This is a genomic window from Microcoleus sp. Pol7_A1 (assembly GCF_036701085.1).
GTDB classification, from domain to species: Bacteria; Cyanobacteriota; Cyanobacteriia; order Cyanobacteriales; family Microcoleaceae; genus Microcoleus; species Microcoleus asticus.
In genome coordinates this window covers 125,295-151,384 of sequence record NZ_JAUBQD010000001.1, presented here as the reverse complement: position 1 = coordinate 151,384, position 26,090 = coordinate 125,295, and the positions used below count along the sequence as shown (strand labels likewise).

Sequence of the window (26,090 nt, the reverse complement as noted above, 5' to 3'; positions counted from 1 at the left end):
CATTTCCTCCCACCGCTTTCGCGCTCTTACAGCTATAGTGGGGTAACTCGCGGCGAATAAAGATGACAACTATAGGGAGAAATAAGGTTTCTGGCTCCTGGCTCTGACGAGAGCCCGCCTTCTGACTACTTTCATCTCAAGTCTCTTGGAGCGGCCGCGCCTGCTGCGCCCCTGGTTCCGTCCCCACAAAAGGGGCGTTCATATTTTGTTCTTTAAAACAACCGGGAAAATATCTAGATTGAAACCAAAAACCTTAAATCGGACTTTGCCGCTAGCAACCTTTGAGGCTGCTTACCAGTTGTTACAGCAAATGGCTGAACTTCCCGGGGCGATTTGGCTGGCCGACGATGCGATCGCTGATTATCAAAATCTGGAAAACTCGTCGGAAAGGTTTGCAGCAGTGGTATCAGATCATTTTAGCGGGCTGCTGCGGGGCAAGCTATTAGATGAGTTCGCAACAAACGGACGCAAACACAGTGAAAAAAATCTTACTTCGCAATTGAATGTGCAGTTGACTTTCGATCCCAGGGCGATCGCCAATTTCCTCTCTCCCCTCGCAAACAAACTCGCAGAAATAACGCCCGCACCCTCGCGGCAAATTGATATTCGCGCCCTCAAACAAGCAATTAAAAATATACAGCCAAACTCGGCATTTTTTCAAAGCGAATTCACCCTCAATTTGCTGGATATTCTCGGTTCCGATGCCAGAAAAAACTGTCACCAGCCCCTACACCACCAAACAGAAATAGAGCAAAATTCCGCCCCCAAAGCGATAGCTCCAGAAACGCTAAAGCTACAGATTGCCGAAGCCGTCAATCAATTACAAGTTGCCAATCCCTGCATTTCATTTTGTCAGCCAGTCGAAGATGCTTTGCAGCAGCAGCTCGAACAAGAGCGACTTTTGAACCAAGTGACAACTCAAATCCGCCAGAGTTTGGAATTGCCTGTAATTTTGTCAAAAGCAGTCGAGCGAGTGCGAGAGTTTTTGGAGGTCGATCGCCTGTTAATTTATCAATTTGAAAAAGTGCCAGCGCCGCATAATGGTGAGTTAGCTAAAGAAATACCTGCTGCGGTTTCTGGGTCTGGCAAAATCAAAGAAAATTTAGGGTCTTACTTGTATTTAGGTCGCGTCACCTACGAAGCTTTAGCCAACGATACTATCTCGTCTGTACTCAATTTTAGTGAAAGCGCGCAGTGTTTTACGAATGGAGTCATTGACAGAGAAAAATATCGCAAAGGTTTGACTTTGTGCGTCGCGGATGTGGAAAAAACTTACTCTTCGCAGCCTTGTTTTTTAGAGTTGATGCGGCGGGCGAAGGTGCGGGCGAAGTTGCTAGTGCCGATCGTAGTTCAAGACGAATTGTGGGGGCTGCTAATTGCCCACCAGTGTACTTTTCGGGAGTGGGAAGAAAGCAAAAAAACATTTTTGCGGCAAATAGCAGAACATTTGGCGATCGCCATTTATCAAGCCGAACTTTATGCACAAGTCCAGCAGCAAAAGCGCACCTCAGAACAGCGCGTAATAGAGCGCACGCGAGAACTGCGCGATGCACTGGTCGCCGCCCAGTCTGCCAGCCTCGCCAAGAGCGAATTTTTGGCAGCTATGAGCCACGAATTGCGGACTCCCCTCACCTGCGTCATCGGCATTTCCGACACCCTGCTGCGGTGGTCTTACGGCAAAGTTGGCAGCAAAGAAGTGCCGGTGCAAAAGCAGCGACAGTACCTGCAAACTATCCGGGACAGTGGCGACCACTTATTAGAATTAATTAACGATATTTTAGATTTATCGCAAGTAGAAGCCGGAAAAGCAGTATTAAAAATTAGTGAGTTTTCTCTTTCTAAATTAGCTTCTCAGAGCCTGCACGCCCTCAAAGAAAAAGCTATGGCTAAAGGCGTGGAACTGGTGCAAGAACAGCGGATAAAACAAGAGTGCGATCGTTTCACCGCTGACCCGCGCCGCTTGAGACAAATTCTCTTCAATCTTTTAGGAAATGCCATTAAATTTACTCCCGAAGGCGGGCAAGTCATCCTGCGAGTTTGGGTGACAGAAGATAAAAATCGAACGCCGGCAGTGCGGCAGCCCGGTACTGCACCGGCAGGCAGCACCGCTGTTTTTCAAATCAAAGATACTGGCATTGGAATTCCCGAAGATCAGCGATCGCTTTTGTTTCAAAAATTCCAGCAGTTGGATTCCCCCTACCGCCGCGAATACGGCGGCACCGGTCTGGGATTGGCTTTAACTAAACAGTTGGTAGAACTTCACGGCGGCGCGATCGAAGTCAACTCTACAGTTGATATCGGCTCTACTTTTACCGTTTTTATACCCATCCAAACTCAAAGCAAAGATGAATCCACCAAATTCAAATATGAAAAATCTAATTCATCTTTACCGCTGCATTCTTCCTCTTTGCGCGGCAGCCTCGTGCTCGTCGAAGAAGATGAAGAAACTGCCATGCTGATTTGCGATATCCTGACAGTCGCAGGACTGCAAGTGGTGTGGATGATTGAAGGTTCGGCGGCGGTGGAACAAATTGAACTTTTGCAGCCGAATGCAGTGATTGTGGATATGCGTTTGCCCGGTATGAATGGCTGCGAAATAATTCACCAACTGCGCCAAAAACCCGCTACTGAAAATATCAAAATTCTGGCTTTAAGCGCTAATGAGATTCCCGCAGATGAGATCTCTTTCGTGACGGGGGGAGCTAACGATTGTTTGGCTAAACCGATTCACCCTGAGCAATTGCTTGACAAAATTATTTCTTTAATGGCCGGGATTGGTAATGGATAATTGGGAATTGGGTATCGGGCATGGGGCATCGGGCATGGGGCATCGGGCATCGGGCATCGGGCATGGGGCATCGGGCATTTAATATAATTGAGTTTTTGAGGCAATTATGGGAAGACCTGATTTTGAGGAATTAGAGGTTTATAAGTTGGCGGAAAGTTTGGCGAATCAGATTTGGGACATTGTTAAAAAATGGGATTACTTCACAAAAGATACGATGGGTAAACAGATCGTTCGGTCTGCTGATAGTGTCTGTGCTAATATTGCTGAAGGAAGAGGTCGTTATAATGACCAAGATAATCGGCGTTTTGTAAAAATTGCGAGAGGCTCTTTGTACGAAACAGTAAACTGGTTAAGATTAGCCTATGCTAGATAACTTATGACAAGCGAAGAAGTAAGCCAATTTAAACCAATTGTCGATAAAATACTACCAAAACTTAACGCTTATTTGAGCTCAATAGGACACAGGGAATAAATTACAAAAAAAGCCCGATGCCCGATGCCCGATGCCCAATTCCCCATTCCCAATTCGCCATGATTAATTGTCAAATTCCTACAGGATTAATTGTTTCTTGTCAAGCACCTGCTGATTCGCCGCTGCACGATCCGATCGTAATTGCGGCAATGGCTCGAACCGCCATCAATCGAGGTGCATCGGGCGTGCGGATTGACACTCCGGCTCACATTGCGGCGGTGCGAAAACAGGTATCCGCTCCCATAATTGGGATTTGGAAGCAGCAATTGCCGGGATGCGAGATTTACATTACTCCTCGCTTTGAAGACGCGCGGGCGATCGCCGCTTCTGGAGCCGATATTATCGCCGTTGACGCTACTCTGAGAAACCGTCCTGCTGGCGGCGAAGACTTAAAGACATTAATCGCACAAATTCACAGCGAATTGGGTAAATTAGTGATGGCGGATGTAGATACAATAGAAGCTGCGATCGCGGCTGCCCAAGCTGGCGCAGATACTGTAGCAACTACTCTTTTTGGCTACACTCCCCATACGGAAAATTTCTCGCCGCCGGGATTTGATTTGCTGGCGGAAATGGTAGAAAAGCTTAAGGTTCCGGTTATCTGCGAAGGCGGGATCGCTGGGCCGGAAATGGCTAAAAAAGCATTAGATTTAGGAGCGGCGGCTGTGGTTGTCGGCGCAGATATCACTGGGATTGATATTAAGGTGACAGCCTATAGATCGGTGATTGGAAAGTAAGAAGGAAGTTCGGCAACGGATTGTTTAACGGATGTAACGGATGTAACGGATAGAAGGAAGTTCGGCAACGGATTTAACGGATGTAACGGATAGAAGGAAGAAGGGAGAATAAATATTCGGCGATTGAAATCGCTTTTAGGCAAACGAAAGGCGCAAGGTAAGGGTGGGAAATATCGGGCGATTTCAATCGCCCTTTTTCTGGGGAAGTTGCTAAATCAGCGCGCCGTTGATAAAGCTGCTAACTACAGCCAAGGCGATCGCCCCCAGTACCGCGCTCCAAAGACCCATCCGCAAGCTAAATCCTTCAACTAACTTCGCAGCCGAGGCAAAAATAATCACGTTCATTACAAAAGCAAACGCACCGGAAAGCAATCCCAGCGTCAGCAGGTTCGGCACGAAAAAAACAGCTTTTAGAATTGGCAAAATTAAAACATTCAAAATTCCCAAAACCGCAGCCGAAATTACTGCTTTCGGTGTGCTGTCAATTTCTACGCCGATCGGCAGTTGAGAAATTAGCAGCAAGCTGCTGCCCGTCACCAGCCAAGCAATTAAAAAATCGATCGGTTCCACAGCGCCCCTACCTCCTTAACAGTTGAATTGTCAAAAAAACCTGATATTCAAGCTCTACCTTAATCAAAAAAAACCGCTGATACGTCTGCCAATTGGCAGAATTTATGTCTGTCACTAAAGAGTTAGAAGTTATCGTGGCTGTATCTTCCTCAAAATAATCCGGATGGGCACCTTATCAACCTGTTAGTTGAATAAAAAGAGCAGATTAATTAATATGGCTGGCGATTTTTCTTTTAACTCTCAAGTCCGATTCGACAAAAAAGGCTTAAACAATCCTGCACGGCAAGGCAGCCGATCGTTCCAAGCTATGATTTTTATGCTGCTAGTCACTACCTTGGTGACGCTGCCGACATTTCGTCTAGCCGAACTGCAACTGATACATGGAGCCTACAACCGACAGCGCGCGGAAAATAACCGCATTCGCCCTGTGTCAGTCGCAGCGAATCGCGGTCAAATTTTAGACCGCAGCGGCAAAATATTTGCGGCCAGCCGCGTATCTCGATCGGTCTATGTGTGGCCAAAAGAGCGATCGGCCAAGGAGTGGCAAGAAATCGCCACTACACTGGGTCCGATCGTCAAACTTCCCGCAGCCGAAATTGTTAAAAAAATCGATGGAGTTGGCTACAGATCGGCCCTGCCAGTGCGAATTAGTAAGGATATCGATGTCGGTACTTTCGTCGCTTTGGGAGAACAAAGTAATGCTTTGCGGGGAGTTGAAATTCGCGTAGAATCGAGCCGAGACAATCCCAACCAGCAATTAGCAGCTCACCTTTTGGGATACGTCGGCGAAGCTAGTTTAGATCAATTAAAAGCTAATCCTGCATATCCGATGGGGATGATCGTCGGTCAAATGGGAGTGGAAAAATTAGCCAATTCAACTTTAGAGGGCGTTTGGGGAAACCGTTTAATCGAGGTAAATGCTAAGGGCGAAGAAATCCAAGATTTAGGTGTAAAAGACCCTATTCCCGGCAAACCGGTGCAGCTAACTTTAGATTTAGATATGCAGAAAACTGCCGAAAAAGCTTTGGGCGATCGCCTCGGTGCAGTTGTGGCGATCGACGTAAAAACCGGAGCTCTTTTAACAATGGCTAGTTGGCCGACATTTGATCCCAATATTTTCACCCGCAAGGTAACTCAAAAAGAATGGGATCGGCTGCAAGGGCCAGACAAACCATTTTTAAATCGGGCAGTTCAAGGCTATCCAGTCGGCAGCACTTTTAAGATTGTAACTTCTGTAGCCGGGATGGAGTCGGGCAAGTTTTCTCCTGACTCGACTTTGGTAAGTTCTGCTTCAATTAACATCGGCGGAATTTCCTTTAACGAACACGGCGCCGGTTACGGCGTTATCGGTTTCCGCGATGCTTTAGCCTACAGCAGCAATACGTTTTTCTATCAAGTAGGTATGACTGCAGGGCCGGAAGAAATGGCGAAATGGGCTAAAAAAATGGGCATTGGCGGTACTATTAATTTAGACCTTTTGGGGATAGACGGCGCCAATCACGGTCAAGTTCCGATACCAGCAGAGAAACAGAAAATGTATGGGGAAGATTGGTACGTTGGCGATACAGTAACAATGGCGATCGGTCAGGGTTTGGTACTTTGTACTCCCTTAGAATTGGCCGTAATGGTGTCAAATATTGCCAACGGTGGTTGGCGAGTGCAGCCGCATTTATTGGCTTCTCAAACCAATACGCCTGTTACTAAAAAAATTTCAACAGGTATTAAGCCTGCAACTTTAAACGTCATTAAACAAGGATTGATTGACGTGGTGAAAAAAGGTACAGGCCGCGCCATGAATGACGGTACTATTCCTTTAAGTGCTGGTAAGACTGGGACTGTGGAAATGCCCGGTCATCCTGACAATTCTATGTATGTGGGTTTTGCTCCTGCTGACAAACCGGAAGTTGCGATCGCAGTTATAGTTGAAGGCGGCGGATTTGGTGCTGTATCGGCGGCACCAATTGCTCAAGAGGTATTTAGAACCTATTTTCAAAAGCAGGGTTTTAAGCCTACTAATAAGCCTCTATAGTTTTTAGTTAATTGTTGACTGTTGACTGTTGACTGTTCAGATTTTGTGCCATACTTCGATCGCACTATCCCTGATATCTGGGAAAAGTGCGATCGATCAAAAGTTTTCCCCTACCAATCCTCTCACTTCCAAGGTCGATAAATTGATCGTTTGCGCTACCTGTTCCAGACTCATTCCAGAATTTAAGAGTTGAGTTACGAGCGATCGCAATGTTGACTCCGCTGCCAGTCGTGCTTGCTCGGATTGTTGAAAGGCTGACTCCGCTGCTAGCCGTGCTTGTTGTTCAGCCAGTCGTCCCAGGTTTTCTTCCTTGTGAGTCTTCAAAAACTCACCAGTTTGAGGAACTTTAAACCTCAATTCTCCTGAAATTATATGCAATTCGAGTTCCAGGACTTCACTGAACAACCACAGCGTATCGAAAGCGATATTGTTGGCTGCAATCGGCTCGTACTGATTGTTTATTAGACGTACTCCCTGTAAAATCGGATTTAGATAATCTCCCGACGGATCGTACTGAAAATATTCCCTAACTCCCAAAGCCCGATAAATTTCAGGTTTGGTTTCTTGGTCTTTCGTTTGAGTTGTTTCCGATGTAATTTCTAGTACAAAATCTGGAGTAATTCCCCCTTCTTCCCAAACTTTATAATTATCCCTTTTGCGGTTGGCAACTCCAAACACCACATAAACAGCCGGGGCCACAACTGCCTGGTTGTTCCCTTCTTCATAATATATGAAAGAATTGGCTGAGACATAAACATCAGAACGTTCTTGAAAGTAAAGCTTGACAGCTTCAACGCTATAAGTCCTGTAATCGCGCGTGATGTCGCTTTCAGCCATCGGCTCTCCGTCGCTGCTGGGATATTCAATTTCTACTGGTTCGACTTGAGTTAAAATTGTCATTTTTCAATTTTCCTCAAAGTTAATTAATTTAATGGTAGCATTCTGTCGGATTTGGGAAAAGTTCGATATCCTAAAAAAAATCAACAGCAGTATGGTGCGCACTGCGCACCATACATAATTAGGTTTTGCGTCCTGGACTTTAAGGCTGGTCTGATGGTTTACAGATACAGACTATTTAAATTCTAATTAATCCCTCTCTCTAAAATAATCATTTCCGAACCAACAACGGGACTTCTAGCTATTAATTTCCCTTCCCTATTCGCAATTTCTAGCTTGCTGAAATCAAGTGAATTAGCTTCCTTCCACATTTTAGTTGCTAGTTGATTTTGCTCGACTTCGCTGAGTTTGTACCAATCTTCAGCGACTTTTACAGTCAAAATGCTGCTAGAAAAATTAGCTTGAACAGACTCAACTAAACCGCCGCCAAGTCGATTCTTAATTTCAGTAACTTGAGTTTGAATAGCAGCAATCAGAGACTGTTCCGGCGTCAGCGGCGGCGGTGGGATCATTTCTACGGGTTGGGGTTTTTCTGGAGCCACTAAATCGGGCAACTTACTTTTGAATTTAGTAGATATTGGCGCTGACGGTGCGATCGCATCTGGAGATTTCGGCGTTCCCGGCGCCACAAAATCGCCAAACGTTGGCGGCGACTGCTGCGCTGCTGGGAGAGGCACTTTTGCTAGTTTCTCTGGCGGTTTTGCCGAGAAACTGTTGAAAGTTAAACCCACTGCAACGATCAAAATTGCTGCTATGGCGGCGTTTAAAATTGGATCGGACAGCTTCTGGTTCGTAGATGGTGGCAGTAGCGATCGCACTAGGCGCACAATACTTTGCCAAAGTACACCGACTTTCTCTAAAAAACTCCCTTCCTGGCGTTGGGATACAGGCTTTTTCTCAACTTTTACAGCAACTTTTGGAGGCACGCTGTTAACTTCCGCAGCAACAGCCGGAGGAGTTGCTGTTGCTGAGTCAGAAGCGGTGGGTGCGATCGGCTTTTGGGCCTGCAACGGGGGTTCTGCTGCTAATTTTTTCCCTTTTTTGCCCAAATTCCCAATCGAGGCAATCAAAGCATTGATTCTCTGATTTTTGGGAACAGCGCTGCTGGCATTTTGAGTTTTGCTACCAGTGGGGGCAGACTTTGCAGGCGAGTCAACCTCCGGTGTCGGAGATTGAGAGGGTTCTGGAATTGACTGGTTTAGTTGTTCTTCTGACATTTTCTCTGCCTTGGGGCGTTGCAAATATATCTAAAAGCGATAAATTTTTAGTTGAGCCATCTCAACCTTAATTTATCATTTCATTAGTTGTAACTGAATCAAAATGAGTATCAAACGCCGTCACTTTCTAATTTTAGGCAGTCTCAGCAGCTTAGGTTTTGCCGGAATCTGGAAAATGTTTCAGCTTCGGACTTCCTGGGGTACAGACACCGATGCTGCTGTGGCTTCTAACGTTGAGGCAGAAAGGACGATCGTCCCATTGCCGGCCTCACCGCCTATTTTACGCTTTATTTCGGTGGCCGACACCGGTACCGGCGCTGAAGGTCAGTATGCTGTGGCTGAGGCGATGGCGCAATATCACCGGGAAAACCCTTTTAATGTTGCTGTTCTCGCCGGCGACAATATCTACAATAACGGCGAAATTGAAAAAATCAATGCTGTTTTTGAGCGGCCTTATCAGCCGTTATTGCAGCAAAACGTAAAATTTTATGCTTGTCTGGGAAATCACGACATCCGCACTGCTAACGGCGACCCGCAAGTTAAATATGCGGGTTTTAATATGCAAGGTCGCTACTATACTTTTCGGCGCGATCCCGTACAGTTTTTTGCTTTAGATACCAATTACAATGCGGATTGGAAAAATCAGCTTGTTTGGCTGGAAAAAGAGTTGAGTCAGAGTACAGCACCTTGGAAAGTTGTGTTCGGCCACCATCCGATTTATTCCTCTGGCGTGTACGGAGTGAATCAACCTTTTATTAAGACTTTGACGCCTTTGTTTCAAAAGTACGGCGTGCAGCTTTATATCAACGGACACGAGCACAGCTACGAACGCACTCGATCGATTAACGGTACGACTTATTTAATTTGCGGTGCTGGCGGTGGCACTCGTGAGGTGGGGCGTTCTGAGTGGACGGAGTATTCTGCTAGCCGGCTGAGTTTTGCGACGTTTGATGTCTATAAAGACCGGATGTTTGTCAGTTCAATCGGTACTGACAAACGGGTTTTTGACAGGGGATCTATCGAAGTGCGATCGGCTTAATTCAGATTGTTTTCCCAGACATATCAGATGAATAGATTTATGTCAAGGTGCTTTTGTCGCTATATTTAAGTGCGACTTACACCTTGAATCGATATCACCATTGCCTCTTGACTTGAACTAAAATTCAACTTATAATGTATTGTTATTTGATAGTAGCGTTAGAGGCATCTGAGTGAAAAGCGATACGTTAGTAAGAGGGAAAAATCCGTTAGTAAGACCTTTCTTGAAATGGGCAGGAGGTAAAAGACAATTATTGCCAGAAATTGTTAAGTATGTTCCTAAGCTGACAAGTAAACACACATACTATGAACCTTTCATAGGTGGAGGTGCACTCTTGTTTGAGTTACAACGCCCAAAAGCTGTTATCAATGATAGCAATAAAGAACTGATTAACTGCTATGAAGTAATCCGAGACTCATTAGATGAGCTGATGGAGGAATTAAGCAAGGATAAATATAGCAATAGCGAAACGTCTTATTATGAGATGAGAGACTTAGATCGTTCAATGAAAAAATATGCAAGTTTGTCGGAAGTGGAAAAAGCAGCACGAATCATTTATCTAAATAAAACTTGCTATAATGGTTTGTTTAGGGTTAATTCCCAAGGTCAGTTTAATGTTCCGTTTGGTAGATATAAAAATCCCAATTTTTTAGATGACGCTGTTTTAAGAGCTGTGAACAAATATTTAAATAGCAATGATATCACACTGTTAAATCAGGATTTTCAAGATGCTGTTAAAGATGCCAAAAGAGGAGATTTTGTTTATTTCGATCCTCCTTACGATCCTGTGTCGGAAACAGCTTCTTTTACTGGATATGATGTGAATGGCTTTAATAGAAACGAACAAGAACGACTAAAAAAAGTTTTTGACGATCTAACTGTCAAAGGTTGCAAGGTGATGATGAGTAATTCTTGTACGGATTTTATTCTGGACTTGTACAAGCATTATCAGGATACAACCAAAAAAGTTAGGGCAACGAGAAGTATAAACTCAAATGCCTTGAAAAGAGGTATGGTTGATGAATTATTAGTTTTAAATTATGAATCTCATGATAAATAAATATGAGTAAAACCAAGAAGACTGCAAACGATCGAGCTTGGGAAACACTATTTGAAAGGCATAATATATTAGAAGAGGTAGATAAAAATGGTTTTTTTGAAATAGAATCGCCTCAAATTAATAAGGAAAGAGAAAGCAGGCTGATGGCAAAGTTTGATCACTCGGTTAATTTGCCAGATATCTTTCGAGACAATCATCTATCCATCTTGCCAATTTCTCGTTCTAAATACGTTATTGGGAAGTTTGATACACACTTTGAAGTTAAATATGATAGTGAAATTGAAGTGATTCCTTTTGACTTTCCTCCCGGAATAGAAAGTATAGATTACACAAACTTATATTCTGAAAGTTCCGCATTGCACTGTGCATTTAATATCGGTATTATAGATGATTTATTCGGAGAGAAAACAGCTTATACTGTTTCTGGGAGAATGTCTACAGAGTCTTTTGATTTTAATATTATAAATTCCTTCGCTAATAAACCCTATTCAATCAAGGTTAAAAATTCTCAGTGTGAGATAGATGCCGGATTTGAAAGTAACAACTATTTTCTCTTGATAGAAGCTAAGAACTATGCCATAGACGATTTTTTGATTAGACAACTTTACTATCCCTACAGATTGTGGTCACAAAAAATGGCTAAAAAGGTGATTCCCGTATTGATGACATACTCTAACGACATTTTTAGCTTTTTTATTTATGAATTTAGCAAGGATGAAGATTATAACTCTCTGAAACTGAGAGAACAAAAGAATTATACGATCGCTCCCGAAGAAATACAACGGAGTGATGTCGCTCTGGTACTCAATAATATTAAAGTAATTGCAGAGCCAGATGTTCCATTTCCCCAAGCTGATAAATTTGAGAGAGTAGTAGATTTATTATCATTGTTATTAGAAAGAGATTTAACCAAAGACGATATTACAGAAAACTATGAATTCGATCGCAGGCAAACTGACTATTATACAAATGCTGGTCTGTATATTGGACTGATAGAAAATTATAAAGATTCCCTGACCAAAAAAGTAACTTTTTGCTTGACAAGTGAAGGAAGGTCTATTTTACATAAAAGACCTAAATTAAAATATCTAGAGTTGATTAATAAGATTTTAGAACGTCAAGTTTTTTATTTAGTGTTTCAATTAGCGCTTAAACTGGGAGGAATTCCGCCCAAAGATGCAATCTGTAAAATAATCTCAGAAAATCGTCCAGATATTAATGATACAACTATAAAAAGGCGTTACTTTACAGTCCAAGGCTGGATTTCTTGGATTTGGGACCAAATCCAAGACTAAAATTCGCATAGTGTGATTCTCTGGGTTTTTAATATCTTCAACCTAGTTTTGCCTCCGAGCCATTGCAGAAAGGGACGCGGCAAGACTTGAAAAGGTGCGGAAGCAGACATTTATCTAGAAATAACGGCACTATAATATTTATCACAACTAGAACTCAATAGAAATACTTCAGAAGTTGTCACCGGACTTAGCATTCCGGCATTAAACAGACATCGCCGGAGCGATCGGCGAAAAGTTTTCGTTAGAATTATATATGTCAGCCTCGCCGGCAAAAATGCCCGATCGCCCGATCGGCAGATTTAGCTCCGGCTGTGCCAAAATTGTCTAACTCGCTCACAAGTGTTACCAGTCAAAGATCGAGCTGTGACACTTTACCCAACCAAGCTCATGCAAGATTTTATTAATAACGTCTCTCGCTACCCCCGCTTTTTCATTACGATATGTCTGGGAATTTTCTTTTTCCTGTTCGAGCGACTCAGACCCCTGCTCGATCGACCGACAACTGCGATTGCCCTGATTAGTTCGATCGTAGCGACTTTTGTCTTTCTAACTTTTACATTGCGCGCCATGTTAGGTCTGAGTTTGGTTTAAAGCCAAGCTAGAGCGCAAACATCAACAGTAAATCAGACAAGCTAGAGCGCAGAGATGAGGCCGACAAAGGGCTCCGGGAAGTTGCGAATTTTTAATTTTCAGTTAAAACACCAACTCCGGAAGTAACTGCCAACTTTTGCAGGCGATCGCCCACTTGGCAATAGTCGCTGCGATACATTGGAAGAGGAAAAAAATTGCGCTCGTTAGGCCAGTGCTCCTCAACCTTGGGGCAGGCAAACATTACCGAAGTGCAGGACAAGCGTTTGGGGCTATCAACATTCACTGGGGAAATACTGCACCTCTGTTTCCTCGGTGTCCCACTTAATCCTTAGGAAGCGGCATCCCCCGCCCCGCTTTCCTCTCCCGTTAACCTGACGGTATCACGAGAGTTTCCAGCGGACAAGAAAGATGAAGTTTGAACATATCTATCAATTTTTTCAAGACCCCCCTCCTGTTTATCTAAACAAGGAACTAGCAGTGTGCTACATTCTCTCCGTGTTATTGCGGGGAGATTCCTACGGTACAGAACTCATCGGACAACTAGAGAGGGAATTCCCCATCTACCGACTTTCTGATACCGTGCTCTACAGCGCTCTGAAATTCCTCGAAGATGAAGCTGTAATCACCGGTTACTGGAAAAAAGTAGAAGGACGCGGCCGCCCCCGCCGGATGTATCAAATCCTCCCTGAGTGGCGGCACCAAGCTCAAGACCTGGCTCGTCTCTGGCACGAGTACATCGGTCAGGGAAACGGCGCGTCAGGGCGTCGCTCCCACGCATTAGAAACTGGTCAGACGGGTTAACCGAGTTTGAATCGGATGCCTAAACCCTTGAGATGCTGGCGCTACTTGCAAAGCGATTTGCCCGATTGCCTTCGCTTTGCTCGATCGCCGCACAGCCATTAAAGCATCTACACTGCGTCAGGACTTACGCATGGTCACTTGAGAATTAGCGACGAGGTAGAGATATGGGAATTTGGTGATGGGGAGAAAAACGCCTTGCTACAAAGCTTTCTGCGAATTTTGGTAAAAAAGTGTCTGCGTAAGTCCTCGATCGCTTTCGTATGTAAATTTCTGTAAAGTAATAGTAGATAATTTCAATTACACAAACTTCTACCGATGGATACTGCTGTTCTTCCTTCAACATTTGTGCTAACGCTGCTGCTGGCTGTTGGCTTGTTTTTCTTCATCAAAGCCTCGGTCAAAGATAGAATCGAACAAGTCAAGCTTGCTTCCGAGAGCGCCCAAGAGTCACTGTTAACCCAGCTACAAGAGTATTTTGCTTCTAGGGCTTACCGAGTTGCAGCCGTCGATGCCCCCAACTATAAAGTCACGTTTGAGGGTTTTGTCAGACCGAGTTGGTTTCTAGCTATTTTTTTAACTCTGCTTAGTGCAGGCGGCGCTCTGTGCTTGGGACTGGTTTTGGGAATGCTAGTTCCCCAGCAGGGTCAAATTTTCCTAGCTTTGGTACTGCTGTCCCCGCTGGCGGGGGTATTTTACTGGAAAAAAGCTGGACGCTCTGAGCAAGTCTCGCTCAAACTCGAATCTGTTGCTGAGTCGGGAAGCCAAACCAAGAGCTTTGTTACTGTCAGAGCTCACCGCGATGAACTAGCAGCCATGCAAAAAGCTTTAGACTTGAAACCGCTCGATTAAAAGTTTGGCGCGGAACATTTTTTGATATGCTAGATGCCGTACTTAGACTTCGAGCTGAAAAACCGATTACTTAAGAGCGGCTCTTTCGTTGGCTGTTTGTTCGATCGACAAAACAGTCAAAAAAAACCATTATCGTGAAAGTGCCAATTGTGGCGATCGCCCTCTGCAGCGATCGAGCCTGTTGCGATGGCTCCTTATACCCAAATTCCTAAGGATTTTTCGCATAAATTTCAGTTGGCACTCTCCAGACAATGAGAACTCTCGCGCTTTTGTTAAAAGAGTTAGAAAAACATTGCTGTCAATGTTTTGAGCTAAACATTTCGATCTAAGCGCGGCTGGCTGACACCACAGGAATTTTTTCTGTGGTAGCTTCCAACATCACCTTTAAGCTGGGGAACAAGAAATGATTCTCTTCTACGTATTGGGCTCCAAATAAACCTTTTTCAGCCCAGAAGTATCTGTCAGTGGTATGCTCGTTACGCTTGACTAACAGCAAAGCTGGGGGAGCAATGCCTTCGGCATGGATGAACTTGCGAGCCGCTGTTACGGGTTTATCTTCGCCGCTCTCGATGCTATATTGAGGCACACACTCTAAAATTCTGCGTCCTTCTTGTCGGCGGCGACTCTTGCGTTTGCGTCTCCTGGCCAATTTCTTTACCTCCTCTGTGAGCAGACAGGTTGTAATGATAGCTACCAAATCCGAGGTCAGTATATCCGTTCTCGCTCAAAACTTCAACTGTTTTTAATATATCGACATAATCTTAATATTCGTGCCGATCGACAAAAGTGTAGCGGTTGTGGTATTGTGGGCCGCAAGTTCCGGCAAAAGCAAAGCTTTGGGAATTGTGGAAGCCCGCCGGACGGGGATGGGGGGCAATTTTGGTTCATGAAAGCCCAAGGCCTTCCACATAGCTGCCTTCTATCAAAGCAAAGACACCTGAAATTTAGAAGTCTCCGATCTGTAATCGGCAGCAGATCATTTGTAATTTACTGAGAATTCCGTTAGATATCTTAATGTGGCGCTCATGTTAATGCCAGCCAGTTCAGAATTTGTCAAGCTTTGCCGATCGCAGGTGGCGATCGCCGTCAGTTTGGGCGCGACATTCAGCGCGGTATACCTGACACAAGAGCTGGTAGAAGGCAGTGAGGCAAAGTTGGTGCCGATCGCGCTTTACCCAGAAACCTCAGTCGAATCGGAAGAAAATCACGGGTTGAGGCTGCAATCTTCCGAAAGTTCGACAGTGAAACCCGTGCCGCGGCTGCTGGCGCCGCCAGTTCTTCCTGTGGAAGAATCAACGGTGGGGGCGATCGCACCCGAACCGCTTCCGGGTAATGAGCGCAGTTCCAATCAGTGCCAAGGCCCGGAGAATTTGTGGCAGCAGCGGATGCAAATAGTGACTCCTCTGATACACGAGGGAACTGTAATGGGACTCCTGGTGTGCGGTCGGCAAGACAGGCCTTGGAACGAGCGAGAGGAGGCTCAGATGCAACAAATTTCCCGCACCTTAGCCCTAGCCTGCATTTTAGACCAGCGATCGCAGTGGATGCAGCAGGAATTGGGTTCGGCTCGGCAAATCCAGGCTCAGGTTTACGACACCATGCACAATTTACTGCACCAGTTCAAAAGTCCGCTGACAGCGTTGCGAACTTTTGGCAAGCTGTTAGCGCGGCGGCTGGTACCGGAAGACAAAAACCGCAATGTGGCTTTTAGTATTGTCCGAGAGAGCGAGCGCCTACAAGAGTTGCTGGGCCAGTTCGATCGAACCGTTGACACGGGCGAAGCACATCTAAAACTGCCATCGGACACTTTAGAAAAAGCAATGTCCAATGTCGAATCAATCCGGCATTCTCCTCTGTCGCTGTCACCTGCTGTCAATTTGGAGGAATCCTGTTTTGTGGCAGAAGTCTTAAAACCGCTGTTAATTTCCGCCGAGGCGATCGCATCTGAAAGGCATCTGAAATTGCTAGCCGACATTCCGGCGGATTTGCCACCAGTCTCAGCGAACGATCGAGCTTTGCGCGAAGTTTTGAGCAATTTAATTGACAATGCTTTGAAATATACCCCGGTCGGCCGCCAAATTTATATTAAAGTAAGGTACACAGCAGCGGAGGGCGATCGGGCAGGATACAGCCAATTGCCTGCGATAGCAGTTGCAGTCAGCGACACAGGTTCTGGCATTCCTCCCCAGGATTTAGAACATTTATTTGAGCGGCACTACCGAGGAGAAAAAGCGCAGACACAAATTCCCGGCACAGGATTAGGTTTGGCGATCGCCCGCGATTTAGTCCGCCAAATGCAAGGAGAAATAGAAGTATTTTCCCCAGTCAATCCTGAATGGCTGCCATCTGCGGCAGCTCCTTTATTATATCCAACGGATCGCGGCACTACATTTGTGGTTTGGCTGCCGGTGAATAAGTAACGAACCCCCATTGCTTGGAGATATTATTTATGAAGCATCTGCCTTTCTTCAATCAAATTCCCAGCTTGTCAAATTCTTTAAAAGCTTTCCAAAAACACTTTTTTAGCGTACCATTTTTAGTTGCTTTAAACACTCTGACTGTCCTGATTTTGGGCGGGCTGAGCGTATACGCCAAACTCAACAACCAGGGAGACGGAGTTGAACGCCTGTTTAGCGATCCTTTTAATTTCTGGTTCCCTTACGAAGGCATTCTAACCGGAGTTTCCGAAGTCCTCGCGTGCATACCAGTAGCAATTTGTGCATTTACTTTCGGAGTGTTGCGCCAGAAAAATCCGCGCAGTCGATCGGCGATATTCTTATTTTTTAGTGCTTTACTGCTGGGAGTCTTTTACGTGGATGACAGGTTTCGGATGACTTTGATTATTTCTGAGTTTGGAATCTCTAAAAAATTAATTTATTTATGTTATGGTAGTGCTGTTTCCCTTTACGGACTTAAGTTTTGGCAATACATCAAAACAACTCCTTACCTGCCATTAGTCGCAGCATTTCTATTGTTTGCTATCTCCAGGTTTGAGGATATTTTAAACTTGCCAAGCCAAGGAGTACACGCGATGTTAGAAGATGGCACTAAATTATTAGCTCTTGTGAATTTAGCCCTGTATTTTTGGCACGTATGTCATCAAGAAGTTTGGCGACATTTGCAGCAGAGGGAAGAGCGTTGAGCGCGTCGATGATATTACAAAAAAAGGCGTTGATGAATTATGGTATCACTAAGCAATGTCGGCGACCGCATCGAACCAAAATAGTTTCTTTAATTTTGATATGGAATTGGAATATCTGCAAATTTAAGATAGTGAATTAATAATCGAAGGGAATGTCTGAGCAACTTGCTGCGTGATTTAAAATAACAAAGAGTTTTTCGTTTCAAACAAGGTAAATAATATCTTAATCTTGTATTTTCGCCCTCAACTCTTGTCCTATAGGTTTTGCGGTGGGATTTGAGCTTCATCGGCAATAAAATTAGGATAAACTTTCCAGGCATCGGTCACATGAACATAGCATTTCCCTTTATTAAAAAAACTACAAATTGGTTCAAACTCTAGCCACTATGAGCGCCTAATACCTATCCTAAAACACCGGGTTTAAAGTGGTCTACTACTGTTCCTAACCCGATAAAACTTTTTTGGAGCCGACAAATGTTTCTCATTCATTCCATTCACCCGCTTGTGGATTTGTCTCTGTGTGCTCAAAATCTGGGAAGAGTTTTCCTACTTGTTTGAGCCTATTAATTATAGTCGTATGATGCACCTTTTTGACTCTCTCAATTGCTTAAAAATCCCTACCATTGGTCTACATTTGAGACATTAACATTTAACTTTGAAGAGTAACTTTTATGAGGTAGAGAGAATCTATAAATTGTCTGCTACAACCGACACAAATATAATTCTGTTTACCTTTTTTTCAACCATTTTTATTAACATGAGTTGACTGATATTCAGGACATTGCATAAGTTCTACGTTTAATGAGTGTTATTTTGTGGCGATCGCACTATAAATTTATCATAGGCTACTTCAGCAACGCCCTAATTGATGTATCATCTGGTTCATAGGCTTTAACTATTTTTTTACAAATTTTGATCGAATAAAGTTTCATTTTTTCCGCTGACCTACTGAATGCAGTGTGCTATTTATACATGGAATCTGCTGTATTTTACGGCACAGTTGGTAATGCCTCGGAAGAGATTGTTAAAAAATATATTGAAAACCAACGCAATTAAGTTAGAAGAATGTGGGTAAAGCCGCAGCGCCTATCCCAATCCCTAAAGGGGTGGTGGGCGTGCTGCGCGAAAAAAGTCTGTCAGAATTCAGATTAATTAGCAATTAGCAATTACCCTGTTTTCATGCAACGGAAAAGCTATACGATCAATTCAGCCAGATGAGTTTTCTAAGGCATAACTACGGGGACATTGGTTGCTATACAGATAGTAGGCATCTCAATAATAAACTGCGTTCCGTGCTCAGGCGTAGAAAAACACTGCAATTGACCGCAGTGTTTTTCTAGCAGAATTTTTTTGCTGATTGACAATCCCATCCCTGTACCTTTTCCGATTGGCTTAGTAGTAAAAAAGGGAGTGAAAAGTTTTAAACGAACTTTCTCAGTCATGCCAACACCATTATCAGCAATTGTTACCCGAATGCCTGAACCAGAGCTAATGTTGTCCCCATCATGCGAATTGCCCGGTACAACTTCAGTACGAATCAAAATTTCGGGATGGAAAACTGCACCATCTTCTCTACTTACCCGCTCTTCTAAAGCATCTATAGCATTCGCTAAAAGGTTCATAAACACCTGATTGAGCTGACCTGCATAACACTTCACAAGTGGCAATGGGCCATAGTCTTTAACCACATCAATAGCAGGGCGATCTGACCTAGCTTTTAGTCGGTGCTGTAAGATCATCAAACTGCTATTAATACCTTCGTGGATATCTACTGACTTGATTTCAGTTTCATCCACCCGCGAGAAATTGCGTAGAGACTGCACAATCATACGAATGCGGTCAATGCCTAACTGCATGGAAGAAAGCAATTTTGGCAAATCGTCCATGATAAATGACAACTCTCCATGTTCTATTGCCTGGAGAATTTCTGCTTCTGGTTGTGGGTAATGCTGTTGGTAGAGATTCAACACATAGATGAGTTCTTTAATATAATCTTTAGCATAGGAGATATTGCCGTAAATAAAGTTAACCGGATTGTTAATTTCATGAGCTACACCTGCGACTAATTGACCGAGACTAGACATTTTTTCACTTTGAACTAGCTGGAGTTGTGTTTCTTGCAGCTCTTTGACAAAATGCTCTAAGGCAAGAGCTTTTTGGTGTTCTTTTTCTTCACTGATACGAAGTGCTTTCTCTACTTGTTCGCGCCGTTCTATTTCTGACTGCAATTTATGCCCCAGACAAAAACTTCTCAAAGCTGTTAGCACTGTAGTATATAGCTTTGAGCTCGTTAATTCAGTTTTAGTTTTATAGTCATTAATATCGTAATTGATAATAATACTTTTTTCTGGTACTTGGCCGGGTTGACCCGTGCGTAAAATAATTCGCACTAACTGATTGCCTAACTCTTCGCGGACATATTTCACAAACTCTAAGCCAGCATCATCCGTTTCCATAATTACATCAAGCAGGATGATAGCGACATCAGGATGTTCTTGGATCAACTGTTTAGCTTCCTTAGCGGAATAAGCACTAAAAATTTTTAAAGGTTTATTTTCATAAACAAACTTTCTTAAGGCAATATCCGTAGCTGTGTGAACTTGAGCCTCATCATCGACAATCAAAATTTTCCAGCTTTCAGTCGGGGACTCTTCAGATACTTCATCGGCAAAAAATAACTCCTCATCTGAGTTAACTTCTTCCGCAAATAAGACTTCTTCTGATGAATTTTCACTAACAAAGCCGTAAATATTCTTGTCCATTGCTGCTCACCTTTCTGCGTTACTGATATTGAAATTTAGGAAACTACGGTTTTGAATCAATTTGGACGGGTAGCTTAATAATAAATTTGGTGCCTACTCCGACCTCACTTTTACATTCTATTTCACCCAGAAGTTTTTGGGTAACTAAATTGTAGACAATATGCAATCCCAACCCGCTACCACCCTGACCGCGTTTGGTAGTAAAGAAGGGCTCGAAAATTTTACTCAAATTTTCTGGGGGAATGCCTTGACCATCATCGGAATATTCAAATCTAAGTCGATCGCCCTCTTGTTGCCAATCAAAAGCCAGCTTTCCAGTACCGCCCGGTTCGTAAGCGTGAATCAGAGAGTTCATCAGCAAATTTGTGACAACTTGGGATAATGCACCTGGATAAGAATCTAGGGCCATTTTGGTGTCTCCCTTAATTTCGATCGAATGTTTGCTATTTCTCAATTTGGGTTTTAATTGGATTAAAATTTCATCGAGATAATCTCTTACCAAGAAAGTTCGTCGTTCTTCGCTCGATCGATCGACTGCCACTTCTTTAAAGCTCTGAATCAATGCCGCTGCCTGATTTAGATTAGTTAGAAGGGTGTTACTGCTTTGGGTGGCTATATCCAAAAATTCTTCTAGTTCGGAGCGCTTCATTTTGCCACTCTTATAAGTAGAAGCAAATTCTGTGGTGTGTTCTGCCAAAGCTGACGCAACGGTGACACCAACGCCGATGGGAGTATTAATTTCATGGGCTACCCCAGCAACTAATCCTCCAAGAGAGGCCATTTTTTCAGATTCCACTAGCTTACTTTGAGTCGCTTTTAAAGCATCCAGCGTGTTGGATAATTCGTGGGTGCGATCGCACACTAATTGCTCTAAGTTTTGATTGAACTCCTGCAAGTTATTGTAGAGTTGGGCATTTTCAATGGAAATGGCTATTTGGGCTGATAACAATTTTAACAGTTCTAGTCTATCTGTAGTAAAAGCTCCTTCTGTCAAGTTATTTTCTAGGTAAAGAATACCTGTCAGTTTGCCTTGGTGCAGCAGAGGAGTGCAGAGAATCGATTTCGGTTGAGTGGCTGCAATATAAGGATCGCGGGTAAATTGTCCCTCTTGGGTGGCGTTATTTAAAAGCACGTTTTCCTGGGTGCGGATGACGTAGTGGGCGATCGCACTTGCCAGTTTTGGCGTTTCCCCAGAAGCAGCTTCTGCATTGAGGGGAAGCGATCGCAGCACGCTAACTTCATCCTCCTTCACCGAACCTTCAGCCTCGATCGCCCAGTTTCCCGCTTTTTCTAAAATTAAAAAGCCTTTTTGGGCGCCTGCATTTTCGATGGCGATTTTCATCAATCTTTCTAGCAACTTACTCAAAACGATTTCACCTGAAATTGCTTGAGAAGCTTTCATTACTGTGGCTAAATCTAGTGTATCTCCCAAATTAGTGCTAGTGGTAGTAGGCTGAGTTGTTTGGGTAACTGTTGTTTTAGTAATGGTTTTGGCTGATGTTCTAGCTAGTAACTGCGGGTATTTTTCCTCTAAATCCTCTACTTTGCGTTTAGCACCCCAAAGCTGGTAGCCATAGTGAGCTTTTTGGATATAAAGTTGGGCAAAATCTTCTTTGCCTTTAGCTAACCAGAATTTAGCCGCTAGTTCGTTCGCCAAAGCTTCGTTTTGGATATAGTCGTTTTCTCTAGCCGAAGCGATCGCTTTGTCGTATAAATCAAAGGCTTCTAAATCTTTCCCAGCTACCCGCGCTATTTCTGCTTCAACGAGCAGATACTTATGTAAATAGTTCTCCGGACAATTATCCGCCCAAATTTTCATTTTTTCTTGATTTATTGCCAGCTTTGAATAATACTCTGCTTTTTCTATAGGGCTGGCTTGAAGAATAACATTCAATAGAATCAAAGAATGGTAAAAATAATGTTCTGATTCGTTAGCGAGTCCGATTGTAAAGGGGAGCATTTCTTCAGTTAATTTAGCTGCGTTCAACCCTTCAGCATAGTTTCCATACAGGAAAAAAAGTTGAGCTTTCAATGTCCTGTACAATGCTATGCCGGGGGAAAACTGACTTTCCTGCCCCATTTGCATACAGCCATCTTCATTAAAGCGATCGCTGCTCAAGGAGAATTTATCTGCTGTCAAACCTTGTAGATTAAAAACAAAATGCTGGCACATCATTTGTGCCTCTACAAAGACTTGATTTTTTATTTTTAGTAAATATTCTGTATATTTATAAGATTCTTCCAGAACGCTCGTTAATTCTTCTCCCATTAAAATTTTTTGCAAAATAGAATTGTACGCAATATAGCAAGCATAAATATCCCCTGTTTCAATCCCGGCTTGATAACCTGTTCTAAAAATAGGTACATTCGTTTGCAAATGGCTGCGCCAGTGACCGATTAACCCAGCAAATAAATTAGAAACTTTACAGATTAACTTAAAATTATTAAGTTTTTCATTCAACTCTATCGCTAATTTACCAAACTGATAACCCGCTTCATAATCCCCTAATCTCGATCCAGCTAAAACTCCCCAGAACGCATAGCCATGAGGAGATACATTAGAATTGCCATATTGGATGGAGAGATTCACCATCTTCAATGTAGTCAAAGCGAGTAAGTCTTGGTCAGAAAAATAAGCAGGCCCAGTCATATTCATCAATATCTGCATACAAGCCATAATTTCTAGGTCTTGCATTGCAGAAGCATCAATTAAATCTGCTATTTTAATTGTGTGGAGGTGGGTGCGATAGGTCTGTAACTCTAATTCTAATTGCGCTAACAGTTCGTCATTATTGTTAGGCCAGTTTAACCCTAAATCTTTTAAGGCTTCTGAACCTACTTTAAGGTTCGCTATATATTTGCCAGTATTATCATAAAATACTAAGCGCATATTTTGAATCGCTGCTTTATCTAAATTAGATTTAGCTTTAGTTAACACTAGATCGAAAAGTTCTTCGGCTTTTTCAAAATTGCTACAAAGATATTCGCACTCTGCCTGTTCTTGGTATAACTCAAAAATTAACCGATAATCTTGCTCCCAAATATTTTCTGGCAATATTTCGATCGCGGCAGTCAGATATTTTAAAGCTGGTTCATAAGCTGCCGAAGCCTTAGCTTTTTTACCAGCGATTAAATTCAACTTTGCAAGTTCATAAATTGATTCAGAACTGGTTAGGAGTTCTGCGCCTATATTCAAATGGTTAATAATATCAAATATTTTCTCTTCTAATTCTTTCTCGGCAGTATTTTTGAGAACTAATTCACCTATTTTTAAATGAGTTTCCTTTTTTTCCTCTTCGAGAATGAGGGCATAACCCGCTTGTTGCACTCTGTCATGAAGAAATTTAAAGGAAAGAATTACTAAGCGAGCTTCTATTATTTCTTCGGGTGTAGTTTCCCATTCAGAAATAGGCAATACTAATCCTTCCTGAATCGCAGGTAAAAGGTCGTAATAAGTTACGGTTGCTGTTGTTTCTTGAATGATAGAAAGAGTATGTAAATTAAATGTATTACCGACACAAGCAGCTAACTGCAAAACCTTTTGGGTTGCGGGAGAAAGTTTTCTTAACTTGCGAATCATTAACTCCACAACATTATCAGTAATTCCGATGGCCTCAATTTGAGCGATGTCCCATTGCCATTGGGCGTGACTGCCTTGAGAGGGAGGAATAAACTTCAGTAAGTTTTCTTGAAACAGGGTTATGAAAAATTGATTGACAAAGAAGGGATTGCCAGAAGTTTTTTTTATGGCTAATTCTGCTAACTGCCCTACTGCCTTAGTATGTAGCGTATCGGCAATTAGGTTGCTAATGTGTTCCAGGGCTAAAGGAGTTAGAGTAATGTTATTAATAATCGCACTTTTAGTCCGAAGCAAATCCAGCGTTATAATTAATGGATGATTGGTATTTACTTCGTTATCCCGATACGCGCCGATTAAAAATAAATATTTTGTTCCTTCATCCGCCATCATTATTTCCAGCAATTTCAGAGTAGCGGAGTCAGCCCATTGCAAATCGTCCAAAAAGATGACTAAAGGATGCTCAACTGAGCAAAACACGCGGATAAATTTTTGAAATATTAAATTAAAGCGGTTTTGTGCTTCGCTAGCACCTAATTCTTGGACTGGTGGTTGTTTGCCAACAATGAATTCTACATCGGGAATGACATCTATAATGATTTGACCGTTATCACCAAACGCCGCTAAAAGTTTTTCTTTCCAGGCGCCCAGTTGCGTTTCGCTTTCAGTTAAGAGTTGCTTGACTAAGGACCCAAAAGCTTTAACAATAGCTGAGTAAGGAATATTGCGTTGAAATTGGTCGAATTTCCCGGCAATAAAATAACCGTTTGCCTTTGTAATAGGTTTATAAACTTCTTGCACTAAGGCTGATTTGCCAATGCCAGAGTAACCAGACACTAACATAATTTCTGTTGTGCCATTGCTGACGCGCCCGAAGGCTGCTAATAAGGTTTCAATTTCGTGTTCTCTACCATAAAGTTTTTGAGGTATTTGAAACTTATCGGTAATATCTTTTTGGGCGATCGCAAAATCTGCAATACTTCCCTTAGTTTGTAATTGTTGCAGGCATTCTTCTAAATCTGCGATGATTCCCCAAGCACTTTGGTATCTGGCTTCAGCAGTTTTTGCTAACAGTTTCATTACAATATCAGAAACCGCTTTAGGAATTTCTGGATTGATTTCCTGGGGCGGTACTGCTTGTTTAGCAATATGACAGTGGACTAATTCCATTGCATCGTTGTAATCGCATGGCAGTTGCCCCGTTAGCAGTTCGTAAAAAGTGACTCCTAACGAGTAAAAATCCGTGCGGTAGTCGATCGCTCTGTTCATTCTGCCTGTTTGTTCCGGCGATATATAGCTCAGAGTGCCTTCTAAAACATTAGGATTTTTTAGGGTAGGATTCTCACGCGATAAGACAGTAGAGATGCCAAAATCTATGATTTGAACTAGCCCTGTTGTCGAGTTAATAATAATATTGCTGGGGTTGATATCTTTATGAATAATGTTATGTTGATGGATTTGACCTAAAGCTCTGGTTATTTTGATAGCTGTTAACAAAAACTCTTCTAATGTAAGTTTTTGAGAAGCCAACCCCTGCTTTAATGATTCTCCACCACTATCCTCGGAAATAATAACCAAACTGTTCTGGTATCTTTCTAAGCTGTAGGTTTTAGGCACACTTTCTAGGTTAAGATTGCGTGTAATTTCGTATTCCTGCTTGTATCTGACTAACGAAGCTGGCATCGGATAATCTTGCTTGAGGAATTTGAGAATGACTGGTTGGTTGTCTTGCTTTCTCAGTCCTCGGTAAACTAAAGAATTGTTACTCTCATGAATTTGGTTCGTAATTTCGTAGCCGGCTAAGTTAATCATCCTTGCAGCCTCTTTTAATAATTAATACACATTTTTTTTAGCAATTCTCAATTTGTAAGTAGATGTATCCTCTAATATAAAGACTAGCCTGCACTTTAAGCAAAATTAGAATTTTTAACTAAAAAATATTATTTTTTACATTTCTTCAAAAAAGTACAAATAAATATTTAGGTTAGGAGTCCGATCGCTCCACAGCTTCCTCCAAAAGCAGGCAGAACAGAGTGAAGTGCGATCGCCGTTAGTCTTCATAGGAGATTTGGGCGTTGCATAATTAGAGTATAAATAGGGGGAATACACCCTGCAATGAAAGCGAGTGCAAATCAACCCATAGCCCTAGAAAAGGTAATAAAAAAGGAAAACATAACTACATTTGTGTTAAATGCGATCGTCAATCGATCGCTGATGATGAGTCCCAAGTCGGTGAGCTCGATGAATTACATACTTATGTGAAA

Annotated in this window: 20 protein-coding genes and 1 pseudogene; 13 read left to right on the top strand and 8 right to left on the bottom strand. The window is 42.9% G+C overall.

Going from position 1 to position 26,090, the window contains the following annotated elements; genetic code table 11:
- Positions 1-238: 238 nt before the first annotated feature.
- The 3 genes from QUA20_RS00650 to QUA20_RS00640 all read left to right on the top strand — a co-directional run bounded on the left by QUA20_RS00650 (position 239) and on the right by QUA20_RS00640 (position 3,997).
- Positions 239-2,788, top strand: coding sequence for an ATP-binding protein (locus QUA20_RS00650; RefSeq protein ID WP_333184360.1), 2,550 nt, complete (start codon positions 239-241; stop codon positions 2,786-2,788).
- Positions 2,789-2,894: 106 nt separating this feature from the next.
- Positions 2,895-3,161, top strand: coding sequence for a four helix bundle protein (locus QUA20_RS00645; protein WP_333184358.1), 267 nt, complete (start codon positions 2,895-2,897; stop codon positions 3,159-3,161).
- 158 nt (positions 3,162-3,319) lie between these two features.
- A complete protein-coding gene (locus tag QUA20_RS00640) occupies positions 3,320-3,997 on the top strand; it encodes an N-acetylmannosamine-6-phosphate 2-epimerase (RefSeq protein WP_333184355.1) in 678 nt (225 codons plus the stop codon).
- Positions 3,998-4,207: 210 nt separating this feature from the next.
- Here QUA20_RS00640 and QUA20_RS00635 read toward each other — a convergent pair whose 3' ends face one another.
- Positions 4,208-4,567 (bottom strand): phage holin family protein, encoded by a 360-nt coding sequence (locus tag QUA20_RS00635; protein ID WP_172186692.1) that lies wholly within the window; start codon positions 4,565-4,567, stop codon positions 4,208-4,210.
- A 214-nt stretch (positions 4,568-4,781) separates the two neighbouring features.
- Between QUA20_RS00635 and mrdA the strand changes: the two genes are divergently transcribed.
- Positions 4,782-6,596 (top strand): penicillin-binding protein 2, encoded by a 1,815-nt coding sequence (mrdA, locus tag QUA20_RS00630; RefSeq protein WP_333184350.1) that lies wholly within the window; start codon positions 4,782-4,784, stop codon positions 6,594-6,596.
- Positions 6,597-6,692: 96 nt separating this feature from the next.
- Here mrdA and QUA20_RS00625 read toward each other — a convergent pair whose 3' ends face one another.
- Both QUA20_RS00625 and QUA20_RS00620 read right to left on the bottom strand, forming a co-directional pair.
- Positions 6,693-7,496, bottom strand: a complete 804-nt coding sequence (locus QUA20_RS00625) for a Uma2 family endonuclease (protein WP_333184347.1) — start codon at positions 7,494-7,496, stop codon at positions 6,693-6,695.
- A 182-nt stretch (positions 7,497-7,678) separates the two neighbouring features.
- Positions 7,679-8,710: a hypothetical protein gene (locus tag QUA20_RS00620; protein WP_333184343.1), complete on the bottom strand. Its 1,032-nt coding sequence runs from the start codon at positions 8,708-8,710 to the stop codon at positions 7,679-7,681.
- A gap of 103 nt (positions 8,711-8,813) precedes the next feature.
- Here QUA20_RS00620 and QUA20_RS00615 point away from each other — a divergent pair, with 103 nt between their 5' ends.
- The 6 genes from QUA20_RS00615 (at position 8,814) to QUA20_RS00590 (ending at position 14,345) form a co-directional block, all read left to right on the top strand.
- Positions 8,814-9,749, top strand: a complete 936-nt coding sequence (locus tag QUA20_RS00615; RefSeq protein WP_333184341.1) for a metallophosphoesterase — start codon at positions 8,814-8,816, stop codon at positions 9,747-9,749.
- 172 nt (positions 9,750-9,921) lie between these two features.
- Positions 9,922-10,809 (top strand): DNA adenine methylase, encoded by an 888-nt coding sequence (locus QUA20_RS00610; protein WP_333184339.1) that lies wholly within the window; start codon positions 9,922-9,924, stop codon positions 10,807-10,809.
- Between the two features lie 2 nt (positions 10,810-10,811).
- Positions 10,812-12,104 (top strand): type II restriction enzyme, encoded by a 1,293-nt coding sequence (locus tag QUA20_RS00605; protein WP_333184336.1) that lies wholly within the window; start codon positions 10,812-10,814, stop codon positions 12,102-12,104.
- A 387-nt stretch (positions 12,105-12,491) separates the two neighbouring features.
- Positions 12,492-12,695 carry a DUF751 family protein gene (locus tag QUA20_RS00600; protein ID WP_172186720.1) on the top strand — a complete coding sequence of 68 codons (204 nt, stop codon included), beginning with the start codon at positions 12,492-12,494 and terminating at the stop codon, positions 12,693-12,695.
- 408 nt (positions 12,696-13,103) lie between these two features.
- On the top strand, positions 13,104-13,496 hold the full coding sequence (locus QUA20_RS00595) for a PadR family transcriptional regulator (protein ID WP_172186698.1): 393 nt from the start codon (positions 13,104-13,106) through the stop codon (positions 13,494-13,496).
- A gap of 315 nt (positions 13,497-13,811) precedes the next feature.
- Positions 13,812-14,345 carry a cofactor assembly of complex C subunit B gene (locus QUA20_RS00590; protein WP_172186699.1) on the top strand — a complete coding sequence of 178 codons (534 nt, stop codon included), beginning with the start codon at positions 13,812-13,814 and terminating at the stop codon, positions 14,343-14,345.
- Between the two features lie 325 nt (positions 14,346-14,670).
- On the opposite strand, the gene QUA20_RS00585 is transcribed toward QUA20_RS00590, so the two are convergent.
- Positions 14,671-14,994, bottom strand: a complete 324-nt coding sequence (locus QUA20_RS00585; protein WP_006635576.1) for a DUF3155 domain-containing protein — start codon at positions 14,992-14,994, stop codon at positions 14,671-14,673.
- Between the two features lie 93 nt (positions 14,995-15,087).
- Entirely contained in the window at positions 15,088-15,255 is a 168-nt protein-coding gene (locus tag QUA20_RS00580) for a hypothetical protein (protein WP_333184330.1), read from the bottom strand.
- A 121-nt stretch (positions 15,256-15,376) separates the two neighbouring features.
- Between QUA20_RS00580 and QUA20_RS00575 the strand changes: the two genes are divergently transcribed.
- Together QUA20_RS00575 and QUA20_RS00570 are read left to right on the top strand one after the other, a co-directional pair.
- Positions 15,377-16,765 (top strand): ATP-binding protein, encoded by a 1,389-nt coding sequence (locus QUA20_RS00575; RefSeq protein WP_333184328.1) that lies wholly within the window; start codon positions 15,377-15,379, stop codon positions 16,763-16,765.
- A 29-nt stretch (positions 16,766-16,794) separates the two neighbouring features.
- Entirely contained in the window at positions 16,795-17,487 is a 693-nt protein-coding gene (locus QUA20_RS00570) for a hypothetical protein (protein ID WP_333184326.1), read from the top strand.
- An 89-nt stretch (positions 17,488-17,576) separates the two neighbouring features.
- Here the strand turns inward: QUA20_RS00570 and QUA20_RS00565 are convergent.
- From QUA20_RS00565 to QUA20_RS00555, 3 genes and pseudogenes are all read right to left on the bottom strand, one after another.
- Positions 17,577-18,274, bottom strand: a pseudogene (locus tag QUA20_RS00565) (IS1 family transposase).
- Positions 18,275-18,710: 436 nt separating this feature from the next.
- Positions 18,711-20,249 carry an ATP-binding protein gene (locus tag QUA20_RS00560; protein WP_333184323.1) on the bottom strand — a complete coding sequence of 513 codons (1,539 nt, stop codon included), beginning with the start codon at positions 20,247-20,249 and terminating at the stop codon, positions 18,711-18,713.
- Between the two features lie 43 nt (positions 20,250-20,292).
- Positions 20,293-25,638 carry an ATP-binding sensor histidine kinase gene (locus QUA20_RS00555; protein WP_333184320.1) on the bottom strand — a complete coding sequence of 1,782 codons (5,346 nt, stop codon included), beginning with the start codon at positions 25,636-25,638 and terminating at the stop codon, positions 20,293-20,295.
- A 303-nt stretch (positions 25,639-25,941) separates the two neighbouring features.
- Between QUA20_RS00555 and QUA20_RS31895 the strand changes: the two genes are divergently transcribed.
- Positions 25,942-26,088, top strand: a complete 147-nt coding sequence (locus tag QUA20_RS31895) for a hypothetical protein (protein ID WP_445304629.1) — start codon at positions 25,942-25,944, stop codon at positions 26,086-26,088.
- Positions 26,089-26,090: the final 2 nt, after the last annotated feature.